The organism is Parafilimonas sp., assembly GCF_047606085.1.
In the GTDB taxonomy this organism is placed as follows: Bacteria; Bacteroidota; Bacteroidia; order Chitinophagales; family Chitinophagaceae; genus Parafilimonas.
This window is the reverse complement of the sequence record NZ_JASGEX010000076.1, coordinates 1-13623: the sequence shown is the minus strand read 5'-3', so window position 1 is coordinate 13623 and position 13623 is coordinate 1. Positions and strand designations below refer to the sequence as shown.

General features: G+C 42.7%; 11 protein-coding genes. 3 read left to right on the top strand and 8 right to left on the bottom strand.

What is annotated here, in order from left to right; all coding sequences use genetic code 11:
* Positions 1-58 precede the first annotated feature (58 nt).
* The 8 genes from QM629_RS06770 to QM629_RS06735 form a co-directional block, all read right to left on the bottom strand.
* Positions 59-631: a Crp/Fnr family transcriptional regulator gene (locus QM629_RS06770; RefSeq protein WP_415158499.1), complete on the bottom strand. Its 573-nt coding sequence runs from the start codon at positions 629-631 to the stop codon at positions 59-61.
* 197 nt (positions 632-828) lie between these two features.
* Positions 829-1659 carry a 5-dehydro-4-deoxy-D-glucuronate isomerase gene (gene kduI / locus QM629_RS06765; RefSeq protein WP_415158497.1) on the bottom strand — a complete coding sequence of 277 codons (831 nt, stop codon included), beginning with the start codon at positions 1657-1659 and terminating at the stop codon, positions 829-831.
* A 129-nt stretch (positions 1660-1788) separates the two neighbouring features.
* Complete coding sequence (gene kduD, locus QM629_RS06760) at positions 1789-2556, bottom strand: 2-dehydro-3-deoxy-D-gluconate 5-dehydrogenase KduD (RefSeq protein WP_415158495.1); 768 nt, start codon at positions 2554-2556, stop codon at positions 1789-1791.
* 151 nt (positions 2557-2707) lie between these two features.
* The gene (locus QM629_RS06755; RefSeq protein ID WP_415158493.1) at positions 2708-3670 is read right to left on the bottom strand and encodes an alpha-L-arabinofuranosidase C-terminal domain-containing protein; all 963 of its coding nucleotides are present in this window, start codon (positions 3668-3670) and stop codon (positions 2708-2710) included.
* A complete protein-coding gene (locus QM629_RS06750; protein WP_415158491.1) occupies positions 3628-4665 on the bottom strand; it encodes a carbohydrate binding domain-containing protein in 1038 nt (345 codons plus the stop codon). The genes QM629_RS06755 and QM629_RS06750 overlap by 43 nt, the downstream gene beginning before the upstream one ends.
* A 45-nt stretch (positions 4666-4710) precedes the next feature.
* The gene (locus QM629_RS06745) at positions 4711-6678 is read right to left on the bottom strand and encodes a M1 family metallopeptidase (protein WP_415158489.1); all 1968 of its coding nucleotides are present in this window, start codon (positions 6676-6678) and stop codon (positions 4711-4713) included.
* Positions 6679-6804: 126 nt separating this feature from the next.
* Positions 6805-7221, bottom strand: coding sequence for a peroxiredoxin family protein (locus tag QM629_RS06740; protein ID WP_415158529.1), 417 nt, complete (start codon positions 7219-7221; stop codon positions 6805-6807).
* 493 nt (positions 7222-7714) lie between these two features.
* The gene (locus QM629_RS06735; protein ID WP_415158487.1) at positions 7715-8317 is read right to left on the bottom strand and encodes a tRNA-(ms[2]io[6]A)-hydroxylase; all 603 of its coding nucleotides are present in this window, start codon (positions 8315-8317) and stop codon (positions 7715-7717) included.
* Positions 8318-8787: 470 nt separating this feature from the next.
* Here QM629_RS06735 and QM629_RS06730 point away from each other — a divergent pair, with 470 nt between their 5' ends.
* The 3 genes from QM629_RS06730 (at position 8788) to QM629_RS06720 (ending at position 13436) form a co-directional block, all read left to right on the top strand.
* On the top strand, positions 8788-10338 hold the full coding sequence (locus QM629_RS06730) for a GDSL-type esterase/lipase family protein (RefSeq protein WP_415158485.1): 1551 nt from the start codon (positions 8788-8790) through the stop codon (positions 10336-10338).
* A 611-nt stretch (positions 10339-10949) separates the two neighbouring features.
* Positions 10950-12485 carry a carboxylesterase/lipase family protein gene (locus QM629_RS06725; protein ID WP_415158483.1) on the top strand — a complete coding sequence of 512 codons (1536 nt, stop codon included), beginning with the start codon at positions 10950-10952 and terminating at the stop codon, positions 12483-12485.
* Positions 12486-12512: 27 nt separating this feature from the next.
* Entirely contained in the window at positions 12513-13436 is a 924-nt protein-coding gene (locus tag QM629_RS06720; RefSeq protein ID WP_415158481.1) for a sugar phosphate isomerase/epimerase family protein, read from the top strand.
* Positions 13437-13623: the final 187 nt, after the last annotated feature.

Below are 13623 nucleotides of genomic sequence, written 5' to 3'. Positions count from 1 at the left end.
TATTTTATGCAAAACTGAACAATAGGCCAATGCCAGGCCTGTGATAATCGTCACAAAATTAAAGCTGCATTCTTTTTTTTCGGATTCTGCTTAAGGTTTCCCTTGTTACACCAAGAAATGATGCTAATTGAGAAAGCGAAACCCTTTGTAAAATTTCAGGATACTTTGTTTCTATGTATGCCAACCGTTCCGGTGCTGAATAAAGCCTGAACAAAGTTGAAAATTCTTCTTGTTTCGTAGCAAACAAGCGTATGCAGTTCCTTCCCAAAGTTTCTATTTCACCGGCTTGTTTCGCTGCCTGAAACAATTTGTCTTTGCGAAAAACTATGGCCGTCAGCGGTTCACAGGCCACGATGTTAAATTCAGATTTTCGTCCGCTGCCAAAACTGTTCATATTTGTGGCAATTTCATTTTCAAAGAAAAAGCCTGTGTTTTTCACAATACCGTCAATTTCATAATAGCTTTTACAATAGCCGTTGATAATATAAAACAGTGAATTACAAATTTGCCCCTGCTTTAGTAAAAATTCATTTTTCCTGAACGCTCTTTTTGTTAATGCAGGTTGCAACAAATCCCAACTCTCGTCAGAAAAATTTGTCAGCGAACGAATGTATTTTAAAAGATTGTTCATCTTTTTTAGAAATGCCTGTTTTGCTCTTTGATGTATCGTCCGTTACAATGAACGTTATACCTATATTACGGCATAAAACAAAATAACCCAAAAAATGCCTTCTCCCGTTTTCAATTCGTTATAGCTGTTTATGCAATATTTTTATTGGGGCAATACAGGTTATAATACAGAAGCATTTCCTGCCCAAACCGGCCGTATTATCTCAAATCGGCAATAGCAACAGCATTCATATCGGAGTAAGTATAATTTTCGCCGGCCATGCCCCAAATAAACCCATAATTGCTGGTGCCGCAGCCTGCATGTATGCTCCAGGGCGGAGAAATAACCGCCTCATGATTGGCAACAACAATATGCCTGGTCTCCTGTGGCTGGCCCATGAAGTGCAATACGCGCTGGCCTTCGGGCACATCAAAATAAAAATAAGCTTCCATGCGGCGGGTATGGGTGTGGGCAGGCATGGTATTCCAAACGCTGCCGGTGTTTAAAATAGTTAAGCCCATTACAAGCTGGCAGCTCTTTAAACCGTTCTCATGTATATAGCGGTAAATGGTTCTTTCATTGCTGGTTTGCAAAGAACCCAGCACAGCATTCTCTGCATCTTCCTTACGTGCAAACTGAACCGGGTGTACAGCATGTGCAGGTGAAGAAAGTAAATAGAATACAGCAGGCTCTTTTGCATCAACACTTTCGAAGTAAACTTTTTGCACGCCCTTGCCCACATACAAACAATCAAGTTTGTTTAATTCATACACGGCATCATCAGCAATAATTTTTCCCCTGCCGCCAACATTGATAATGCCGAGCTCACGGCGCAGTAAAAAATAAGCAGCGCGCAGTTCGGGGTGCGTATCTAAAAACAATTGCTGACGCACAGGCCTGGCGCCGCCAACAATTACGCGGTCGTAATGAGAATACACCAGCTGAATTTTATCATCCTGCATCAGCTTGTCAACCAGAAAGGATGAACGCAACTCATCTGTCTGCATTGCCGCCGTTTCTTTAATGCCATGTTCAAACCGTATTTCCATAAATTATTTTTTTCGTGAATGGTAACGTGAATCGTCAAACGTCAATCGTGAATGTAAGCCCGTTCACTTTATGCTTTAAACCCTAAACCCATAAACCCGTGAACTTTAAACATTAAACTTTAAACATTCTTACCTCGCCATCCAGCCCCCATCCACATTTAATATAGTGCCGTTTACATAATCTGAAGCAGGAGAACATAAATAAATAATGGCTCCTTTTAAGTCATCGGGTGTGCCCCAGCGGCTGGCGGGAATGCGTTCGAGTATTGATTTATTTCTTGCCGCATCTTCACGCAAAGCCTGTGTATTATCTGTGGCAATATAACCCGGCGCAATGCCATTTATATTAATGCCTTTGCCTGCCCATTCATTCGCAAATGCTTTTACCAGCCCTGCAATGGCCGATTTGCTGGCGGTATAACCGGGCACGGTAATACCGCCCTGGTAAGAAAGCATGGAACAGGTAAACACGATCTTACCACTGCCTTTTTCAATCATATCTTTTCCAAACTCGCGGGTTAAGATAAACTGTGCGTTGAGGTTTATATCAATCACCTTATCCCAGTATGCATCGGGATGTTCAGCCGCAGGCTTGCGCATGATGGTGCCTGCATTGTTTACGAGAATATCTATTGCTTTGTTTTCAGCTTTTACTTTCTCAATAAAAGCATATACAGAAGCCCTGTCTTCCAGGTCAACTTTATACGGCCTGAAAATTTTGCCAAGCGCAGTAACCTCTTTCTCAATGCTGCTGCCGTTCTCAAGCGAACGCGATGCACCGATAATATCTGCGCCTGCTTCGGCCAAAGCTATTGCATAAGCTTTCCCAATGCCTTTATCGCAACCGGTAACCAATGCTGTTTTCCCTGAAAGATCAAATAAAGATTGCAAGCTCATTTATTGTGTAATTATAATTATTAAAGCAAGTGTACGAAGTATATTATTTATGACTGATAAAAACAAAGCCTTTATTTACGAAAACGTTGTAGTGGATTAATGGCTATACCCTAAATGTTAAGCCCGGGGGTTTAGCATTTTGCAGGCCGGTTTATTTTTTCGCGCTTATGCGTATTACGCTGAGCGAATAAGCCGGAACATTATACGATGAATTTTTGTTTAATATTATTTCCGAAGCAACCGGCACAACAGCTTTGGGATTATTAAAATCATTCACGGCGCCTTTATCGCCTTTCAGCATAACAAGGCCTGCTGTTGTGTTTTTTATTTTGAACGATGACAGATTGATCCTGGCAGCAGCATCTGCAGGCCCGGCATTTACAATCTTTAAAACAATATCGCCCGTTTTACTGTCGCTTACACAGGAGGCAGCCAGCGTTGAATCTTTTTTATCAAAGGAAACAATGTTCGGATAGTATTTGCTGCCGGCATTTACCGAGAATAACTGCTGCACATAATAATTTACAGTGGGCGCAACTGTTGTATTACTGAAATAGATAAGATCGGGGTTCCAGGATGTATGGTTCTTATTTGCCAGCAAAGGCGCATACGATGCCATCAAAACCACATCGCCGTTGCGTTCAAGCGATGTCATATAAGCAGCTTCCGCCAATGCATTGTACAAAGTGTTGCCCTGCGATGCATATTCACCCACATATACTTTGGATTTACTGCGGCTATAATTATCATACCGATGCTGGTTGGTTAAAAACCATTCGGGCTTTTCATAATAATGCTCATCCACAACAGGGATGTTTAATTCGTTTGCAAACTTCCATCCAAGATCATAATCTTCACCTGTATAAAAAGGGCCAACAGTGCCAATCACGGTTATCTCAGGATGTTTGGCTTTCACGGCATCATAGATCATTTTAAACCGCTGTCTGAATTCATCCGTTTGCTTATCTTCATTGCCCACGCCAATGTATTGCAAATTGAATGGTGTGGGATGGCCTGCCGCAGCACGTTTGGCGCCCCAGGTTGTAGTTGCATCGCCATTTGCATATTCTATTAAATCCAATACATCCTGAACATACGGCTGCATCGCATCCATCGGAATTGCTCTTTGTCCGTTCCGCCAATACGCCATGTGCCACCGGAGTTCTGGCAACTTACACCTGCAGCAACAATAGGCAAAGGTTTAGCGCCGATATCCTCGCAAAAACGGAAGTATTCGTAGAAACCCAGCCCGGCAGTTTGATGATAGCCCCAGATATTTTTTTGCTCCTTTCTTTCTTCCACCGGGCCGATGGTATTCTTCCAGCGATACATGTTATCCAGCCCGTCGCCATGCACCAAACAGCCTCCGGGAAAGCGCATGAATTGCGGATGAAGATCAGCAATAGTCCGGGCAATATCGGCACGCAAACCATTGGGCTCATTTTTAAAAGTATGTTGCGGAAACAGCGATACCATGTCTATGGCAAACTTTCCTTTTGTTTTACACAGTATAGCAAAACTGCAACTGTCATCATCTGCAGTTGCGGTAAGTGTTGCTGTATATTTTTTCCAGAAATCTGAATTTGTTTTGAAAGAATCCAATGCCAGCGTATCGCCTTTCTTATTCAATAATTTTATTTCGAAGGCAAGCGCATTGCCGGATAAGTTTTGAATGAAGGCAGAAAAGTTATACTGTTCATTTTTTTTAACAGCAATGCCATCAAAGCCGGAATTGGTTATGCCCACGCCATCTGTTCCGGCCTCTTCCACTTTTATTACAAGATAGTGCGGATTGCTGTTGTGTAAAGGCGATGCTGTTTCTATCGAGATATCGCCATAGCCATACCCTTTTGTTGTATAGTTCCAGGAAGTGAAGGCATTCCAGCCGCTGCGGTTTTGCGCCCAGGCGTCTTTATCACCGGGATTATATTCAAAGGAACGGTTCTGAATCAGTTCTGCATATAAGCCGCCATCGGCAGCATAACTGATGTCTTCAAAAAATATCCCGAACAGGTCAGTACTGATTTGTTTTGATTTTGAAGATTGCGCATGCGTTGTAAACAGGAAGCTAAAAAATGCAAGCAGTAAAGAGATGTGTTTAACCTTCATTGTTTCGCAGTCGTTATATAGTTATGTATTTTAAAGATTGTTTACTTATTCTTTCCAGGCATTATTCTCCCTGTTGCTGTCGGGCAATTGCTGTTTAGGGTCAATAATAACTGATTGCACCGGCTGCGATGTTTTTATACGCAATGTAAATTTGGATGATTGCAGCCAGGTTTCCACAGGCAGTTGCACAAGTTGTTTGCTCCCATCTTTTAAACCTAATTCAACGGTGCAGGGCATTGCCATTTTCTGAAGATTATTGATAACAACCGTAGCTGTATTGGCTCCATCTTCTGTTTTATTGCTTACATCTGAAACAGCTATATCCAGTTGCCAGTTGTTTACAAACCATTCTTTCCAGAACCAGGAAAGGTCCTCTCCCGCTTCATTATTCATCGTTCTGAAAAAATCATCCGGTGAAGGATGTTTATATGCCCAGCGCTCTGTGTATTTCTTAAACGCATAATCAAACCGGTCTGGCCCTAATACAACCTCACGCAATAAAACCAGACCAAATGCCGGTTTAAAGTAAACCAGCGGGTGACGGTATTTTTCTGTAAGCATATCGGCACGGCTCATCATGGAAGGCGCCAATGAATCTTTCAGCAACGGTATAATTTCATCGGCGGGATTGCCTTTGCCCGGCGCATATTCGCCATCGCGTTTTGGCGCATATTCGCCCTTATTAAAATCATCGGCTGCGTACACATCAATAAAAGTATTAAAGCCTTCATCCATCCAGGCATAACGCCGCTCATCGCTGCCCACAATCATCGGGAACCAGTTGTGGCCAATCTCATGGGCCGTTACCCAATACAGTTCACCTGTTTTATCATGCCAGCCATCAAACACAATTCCGGGATACTCCATTCCGCCTGCAATGCCCGCTTCATTCACCGCAACAGGATAAGGATACACAAACCATTTTTCCGAAAAATATTCTATTGATTTTTTCAAGTATTCAGTTGCCCTGCCCCATGCATCATTGCCCGCACTTTCAACAGGATAAACGGACATGGCCAGACATTTTTTGCCGCCGGGCAAATTTACCTTTGCCGCATCCCACATATAAGCTTTCGATACGCCAAAGGCCACATCGCGTGTATTGTTCATCTTAAAATGCCAGGTAAGTGTTTTGTTGTTAAATGTTTTTTGAGCATCGCTGTTTACTTCATTTTCCGTCCTTATCATTATTGTTTTATCGCTGGCCCTTGCATCATTCAATCTTTTTATTTGTGCTGATGACAATACTTCCTGTTCATTCAGCAATTCGCCGCTGCCGGCCACGATCATACTTTCGGGTACTGTAACCGTGTAATCAAAATCGCCATACTCGCAATAAAATTCACCGCTGCCGAGGAAAGGCAGGCTGGCCCATCCGCTCAGATCATCATACACGCACATACGCGGGTACCATTGCGCTATTTCGTACACTTTTCCATTCTTTGTTGCATAGTAATCCGTTCTTCCGCCAAATGCGCCGGGAATTGTATATTGATAGCTGATGTGTATGGTAATGCTTTGTTTGGGCGGCAATGCATGGGCTAATCTTATCTGTAATCTTGTATCGGTAATAATATGATCTGCCGTTGTGCTTTTGCCTTTATATTCTGTTGCTATATTTTTAAATTCATACCCGTTGGTATGCATTTTCTTTCCACCCCAACCCGGTGTATAAAAGTTGGAACGGGCATCTTCTTTATACGTATTCTGATCAATCTCTAACCACAATGAAGGCAAAGAATCAGGGCTGTTATTGGTGTAGTAAATAGTTTCTGTGGCGGTTAAAATATTGGAAGCTGTATCAATAGCCGCTTTGATATTATAATCAGCTTTGTTTTGCCAGTACAATGGGCCGGGGGCGCCGTTTGCGGAACGAAATTCATTACCGTTCGTTGTAAAAAAATTCTGTGCAAACAATTCATGCGGATCATAAACAGATTGTTCAGTTGATTGGGCAAAAGAGCGCGCTGATAAAAAAATAACCGGTAATAACAGGATAGAATACTTCATCATGTTGCTGCTTATAACAAGTTTTAGAATGTTGCAATTTAAGAGAATTCAATTGACAACATCTTTATGAAACCATTTATCAGTTATAATGCATGCGTTGAAAGGTTAATCTTTCATGCCTGAAATACCTTATAGCGCTGTTGACGATAAGAATGCTTCAGGTTCTTCCGGGATTAGATTCTTTTTTATAATAATACCATTGCTGTCAAGCAAAAAATTAGTCGGAAATTGTGTAATTGATAGCCTGTTGGCAATTTTTCCATCTTCGTCCAAATACTGAGCCCAGTTAAGTTTTTTTTCAATAACCACTTTAGCCCAGATATTTCTGTCTTGCTTTTGGTCAACCGATATTCCAGCTATCTCAAATCCATTTTTTTTAAAGCGCTCATAAATCCGGGCGTATGTAGGAAATTCCTGCAGGCAAGGCGTACAGTGGCTAAACCAAAAATCTATCAGGACGTATTTGCTTATGCTTGTGGCGGGCGCATAAAGAACCGGCGCATAATTTTTGTTTAAAACCTTAATGTCAGGAAAAACACTTCCCAGGGCATGTTAAATCAGGCTCCTTAATAATCTCTAAACGGAAGCTTAATGGATACGTTGTGAAACCTTTAAAAGTAAATTTTCCATTAAGAATTTTGGATTGATATGATTCCTTATTACCGGGATAATAAATTGAACTCCCGGCAGGCAGTAATATGGCAATTCCTGTATCAATATCTGCTTTACCCAGGAGTTCAAAACAGGAGCTTTTAGATTGTGATCCTGCAATTGCAAATGGAAAAATAAAAGGCCAATAAAAGGCAGTTGATTACTTTCATAAAAATTCAAGGGATTAATTTTATGATTAACCTGCCTTGCAAAAATATACAAGCAATGCAGGAGGCAGAGTAATAAATTTTTCAGAAACATCGCATTGACTTAATTTCAGATTTGCAAAAAGACAACCTCATTCCGTACAATCTTAAGCATAGACCTTAAATAAAGAAGAAACAACCTGCTGAACAAACCCGTGCACTTGTAAACTTTAAACTTCCCCTCAATGCATCCTGTCTCCTCTCGCCTCCAGGTTTTCCATCACACCGGCTTCGTATGCCAGCCATTCCTGCCAGCGTTTGCGCACTTTTTCCTTATCCATGTACGTCTCCGCCAGTTCAATAAAGGTTACATAATGCCCGGCCTCGCTTTCCATAAAGCGGCGGTAAAAATTACGCAGGTAATCATCATTCAGGCCTTCGCTCAAACGTTTAAAGCGTTCGCAACTGCGGGCTTCAATCAGGGCGCATATTAAAAGCTTATCCAGCAGCCGGTCTTCTTCCCGGCCGCCCTTTGTTTCAAACTGCAGCAGCTTATTCACATATTCATCCTTGCGCTGTTTGCCCAGTTGCAGGTTGCGTTTGCGCAGTTCCTGCAGCACCAGGCGAAAATGTCCCCATTCTTCGGTTACAACAGGCGATAATTCATTCACCAGTTCAATCTTATCAGGATAACGTTGTATTAATGAAATACAGCTTGTGGCAGCTTTCTGCTCGCAGTAAGCATGATCGGTTAATATATCTTCCAGGCTGATGGCGGCAAGGTTCACCCAGCGCGGATCGGTGGGCAGGTGCAATCCCAATATATTTCTTTCGGCTTCATTCATACTGCAAATTTCTTTTTAAATTATAATAACTGACTAAAAATTTGAATACAGAACAGGCGTACCACATTCATATAATAAGCCTGCTGCTTCATAAAATCAGGTTAGCTGCCTGCTACCGGTCAGACGCTTAAAAAGCGTCAGACCGCGTCATATTTTCGTGATCCCATTTTTTCAGAATGTAACCACTGATTGCTTAAAAGCCTTGCTGCAAGCTGGTTTCAGGCCTGCAAGGGGGCGTGTGTTTATAGTGAATTTGAATATTGGATAGCTTTATCTAAAATATTCATTCAAAATGGGCGCATTTCAAATTTTCGCTCCATTCATAAATTTCCGGTCGGTGAGACACCAACCGGTAGCGGGCTCTACAGGCGGGTGTAACCACCCACCTGCGAAAATTTGAAATGCACCCTTGAAAATCGGCAACAATGTTTTTAATTGCATTTAAGTTAAATGCTTATAAATTTATTGCCATGAAAAAAGTTTATCTATCGCTTGCATTACTGCTATTTTACATATTCAGCATCCATGCACAAACCGTTATTCCCTTATACAATGGCGCGGCGCCAGGCTCTGAAAACTGGAACTGGGATGAAGCCAGGCAGGACAGCAATATGTTTAAAACGCCCATTATATACAATGTATCGCATCCCTCATTAACCGTTTACCTTCCTGATTCAGGAGCGCCCAAAACAAATACGGCGGTTATTATTGCACCGGGTGGCGGCTTTCATCTTTTATCCATTAACAGTGAAGGCGTTGATGTGGCCAAATGGCTTAATAAAAAAGGCATAACCTGCTTTGTATTAAAATACCGGCTGGTGCATAGCAAAACCAATAACCCCATACAGGATATGACGGACATGATAAACAAACGAAATGAAAACGATGAGGAAACAAAATCCGCAATACGTATGGCAATAGCTGATGGCCGGGAAGCAATAAGCTATGTACGCAAACATACTTCTGAATATGATATTGATGCCGGTAAAATAGGTATTATGGGTTTCTCTGCGGGTGGAACCGTTGCAGCAGCTTCTGCATTTAATTATACGGCTGATAACAAACCCGATTTTGTGGCCCCTGTATATGCTTTTTTTCCTGACAGCCTGCAAACAACTGTTGCCAATGACGCACCGCCCCTGTTCCTTACGGCTGCATCCGACGACCAGTTAAACCTTACGCCACATAGCATCAGCTTATATAATAAATGGCTTGCTTCAAAACATCCTGCAGAGCTGCATTTATACGTAAAAGGTGGCCATGGCTTCGGCATGCGCAAACAGGATATTCCAACCGATACTTGGATAGAACGTTTTGGCGACTGGCTGAGCGCGATGGATATTACAGAATCGGCACTATCGCCCAATACACAACAGGTAGCAGGAATGCAGGGCATGCTGAAAGACTGGCCCAATATAAAACGCTATGATGAAGCCAACCAGCAATTAAAGGCCATGCCGCCGGTTAAAGGCCGCGTGGTATTTATGGGCAACTCTATTACCGATGGCTGGATAAATACCGATCCTGATTTCTTCTCTCAAAACCCATATATTGACCGTGGTATAAGCGGGCAAACAACGCCGCAGATGCTGGTGCGTTTCCGGGAAGATGTAATTGCGCTGAAACCCGCAGCCGTAGTGATTCTGGCGGGCATTAATGATATAGCGCAAAACACCGGTTACATACGCCCTGAAGAAACTTTTGGCAATATTGTTTCAATGGTGGAGCTGGCCAAAGCCAATAATATAAAACCGGTTATTTGCTCCATAATGCCGGCTTATGATTTTCCATGGAGGCCCGGCCTGCAGCCCGCAGAAAAAGTGGTGGCCATTAATAAAATGCTGAAAGATTATGCAGATAAAAACCACATTGTATATGTTGATTATTTTTCTGCCATGGCCGATGAAAGAAAAGGCTTGCCGGCAAACCTGTCGAAAGACGGTGTGCACCCAACACTGGCAGGTTATAAGATAATGGAGCCATTGGTGCAGAAAGGCATTGCAGAGGCATTGAAGAAATAAAATAGATCATTATTGTCCGGCTAAAGTATTTTCTCTTGGGCTAAAGCCCTTTATGAGCCTGCTTTTTACTAACCCCAGACTTAAGTCTGGGGTTATATATCTGAAACCCTTGCATAATGGGCTTTAGCCAAGTTATCCGGACAACAATGAAAATAAATTTTATTTTGATGATTATGCTGTAATCAGCCCGGGAATGCTATTAAGCACGGTTGCGTCGCACCACTTGTGCTGCAGTTTTTCATGGCAGCTTTAGGTTTCAACTTCATAGTTCTTTAACTTAATTTCAACCTCGCTTACGCAGAAGAAATATATATAAGCGCTAATATAATTTCTGTTTCTATAAACTTAGAGGCGTCTTTGAAATTAAGCACTGATTGTAATAAAAAAAGTTCTTCGCCCGTCATTTCGACGAAGGAGAAATCTCTCGTATTTAAAGATGGGTTGAGCAATAACCATCAATTCAAAACTGGATATTTGCAACCTAAACTTCAGGAGATTTCTCAGTCGCATGAATGATTTGGGTAAAAGAAAATGTTTGTAGCAATGCTTCTTCGAAATGACGGCTAATATTTATACTAACCAATAACAATATTAAACCTCAATGCATCAAAATGATAACTCGGTTACTTATTTACCCTTTATTGCTATTCATCACGGCAACATCATTTGCCCAAACAAAACCGCCGGTTGTAAAAACAAAAGCAGGCATGGTTTCGGGCATAACAAAAGATGGCTTAAACATCTTCAAAGGCATCCCTTTCGCAGCCCCGCCTGTTGGCAAATTGAGATGGAAAGCGCCGCAGCCGGTACAACACTGGGCTGGCATAAGACAATGTGATACATTCAGCGCCAGCCCGATGCAGGCTTCGCCAGCGCCATTCAGCATGTGGAGTGAAGAATTTTTAATAAGAAAGGAACCCATCAGTGAAGATTGTTTATACCTGAATGTATGGACGAGTTCAACATCCGCCGGCAAAAAATTGCCGGTACTGGTTTGGATATACGGCGGCGGCTTTGTAAGCGGCGGCAGCAATGTGCCCATCTACGATGGTGAAGCCATAGCGAAGAAAGGGATTGTATTTGTAAGCATTAATTACCGGGTGGGCATATTTGGCTTCTTTGCCCATCCCGGGCTTACCAAAGAAGCTCCTTATCATGCTTCCGGCAATTATGGGATTCTTGATCAGATTGCAGCATTAAAATGGGTACAGCAGAATATCGCCGCCTTCGGCGGCGACCCGGCCAATGTAACCATCGCAGGCCAGTCTGCAGGCTCCATGAGCGTAAACGTATTGGTCGCCTCTCCCCTCGCCAAAGGCTTGTTCAGCAAAGCCATTGCCGAAAGCGGCGCAAACTTTTCGCGGCGCAATTCAAACAATAACCTTCAGCAGGCAGAACAGGAAGGCATAAAAACAGCAGCAGCACTGCATGCCACTTCTGTTGAGGCATTAAGAAAACTGCCGGCAACTGAACTGATGAAAGCGAATGCTATGCGCGGCGTCATTACAGATGGTTATGTATTGCCACAATCCATTGCAGGTATTTTTGCTTCAAACAAAGAAAATAAAGTATCCCTTTTAACCGGCTGGAACGAAAACGAAGGCTTCACCTCAGGCCCTTTAAAAAATGCAGCGGATTACATAAAACAAATACAACAGCAGTATGGTGAAAAAGCAAAAACAATTTTGCAGTATTATCCTGCTACCAACGATTCTGTCGCTGCAGCTTCGCAATATAACCTTACCAGCGATATGATTTTTGGCGTGCAGAATTACACCTGGGCAAACATAACAAGCGAAAAAGGCAATAAGGTTTATGTGTACCGCTTTACCCGCAAAGTGCCGGGCGTTGGCGAATATGCAAAGTATGGCGCCTTTCATACAGGCGAAGTGCCGTATGCTTACAACAACCTGCAGTTTGTAAACCGGCCCTGGACGGCAACAGATCACAAGCTTGCAGATGTTATGAGTTATTACTGGGCCAACTTTATAAAAACAGGCGATCCCAACGGCAGCGGCCTGCCTGCGTGGAAAGTATATAATACAAATGATAAAGCGGCAATGATATTAGGCGATATGCAACAATCGCAGCCATTGCCCAATTCAGCACGCCTGGATGCTTTATATTTAATTTTGAAAGCGCAATAAATTCATTCACCCAAAAAAACGATCGTTATGCTACAAAGAAGAAAGTTTATTAAACAAACAACGGCTGCCGCCACAGCAGGCTTGCTGCTGTCAAAGAATGTACATGCTTTTTTTGAATTGAAAGATATGCCACCGGTTGGCCTGCAGCTCTTTACTTTTTTTAATATTATTGATGAAGATGTGCCCGGCACATTAAAAAAGATTGCGGATATAGGTTATAAAGAAATGGAATCTGCCTTCAGCAAGAAGGGCGGTTATTATGGCATGCAGGCAACAGCCTTTAAATCACTGGTTGAAAGTTTGGGCATGGCATGGAGATCGCATCATGTTTTAGGCGCGCCGTTCAAGCTGCCGCCAGGTTCAAAGATGCCAACAGATGCCAGCGGCAAACCCATCACCATTCCACCCATGAAAAATTTAAAAGATAATATGCAGGAACTGGTAGATGATGTGGCGGCTGTTGGCCTGCCTTTTTTGGTTTGCGCCAATACACCCATCAGCACAACGGAGGATATAAAAAGCTCAATTGAAGTATTGCAAAAAACCGGCGAAGCCTGTAAGAAAGCCGGCATACAGTTCTGCTATCACAACCATGATGCAGAGTTTAAAATGGTGGATGGCAAGGTGCCCTATGAAATGATGCTGAATGAATTGGATAAAGATAATGTGAAGTTTGAGCTTGATCTTGCCTGGGCCATAAAAGGCGGCGTAAACCCGGTTGACCTGTTCAATCATTATCCCGGCCGGTTTCCTTTGTGGCATGTAAAAGACCTGGATGCCGGCCGTGAAAATATTATGCCGGTGGGCGAAGGCACGATTGATTTCAAACCCATATTTGCCGCAGCTTCTACTGCCGGCATGCAACATTTTTTTGTGGAGCATGATATGCCAAAAGATGCCTACGCAAGCATTACGGCAAGCATAGCCAATTTGAAGAAGATGCTGGCATGATTCTTTATTCCTGTGGCCAAACCGCTATCGCAGGCCGGACAGATATAAGGCGCATTTCAAATTTTCGCTTCATACGCGGCACTCCGGTCGGTGAGACACCATAGCCGTCAACTTAAGAAATATGAGCTATAAAATACCCCGAATGGGGTCTAATTTGAATAGCCATCGGTTGCACCGATGGACAAAT

Coding starts and splice junctions, on each gene's coding strand:
- QM629_RS06770 (WP_415158499.1), bottom strand. CDS start 631: ATGAACAATCTTTTAAAATACATTCGTTCGCTGACAAATTTTTCTGAC.
- kduI (WP_415158497.1), bottom strand. CDS start 1,659: ATGGAAATACGGTTTGAACATGGCATTAAAGAAACGGCGGCAATGCAG.
- kduD (WP_415158495.1), bottom strand. CDS start 2,556: ATGAGCTTGCAATCTTTATTTGATCTTTCAGGGAAAACAGCATTGGTT.
- QM629_RS06755 (WP_415158493.1), bottom strand. CDS start 3,670: ATGGATGCGATGCAGCCGTATGTTCAGGATGTATTGGATTTAATAGAA.
- QM629_RS06750 (WP_415158491.1), bottom strand. CDS start 4,665: ATGAAGGTTAAACACATCTCTTTACTGCTTGCATTTTTTAGCTTCCTG.
- QM629_RS06745 (WP_415158489.1), bottom strand. CDS start 6,678: ATGATGAAGTATTCTATCCTGTTATTACCGGTTATTTTTTTATCAGCG.
- QM629_RS06735 (WP_415158487.1), bottom strand. CDS start 8,317: ATGAATGAAGCCGAAAGAAATATATTGGGATTGCACCTGCCCACCGAT.
- QM629_RS06730 (WP_415158485.1), top strand. CDS start 8,788: ATGAAAAAAGTTTATCTATCGCTTGCATTACTGCTATTTTACATATTC.
- QM629_RS06725 (WP_415158483.1), top strand. CDS start 10,950: ATGATAACTCGGTTACTTATTTACCCTTTATTGCTATTCATCACGGCA.
- QM629_RS06720 (WP_415158481.1), top strand. CDS start 12,513: ATGCTACAAAGAAGAAAGTTTATTAAACAAACAACGGCTGCCGCCACA.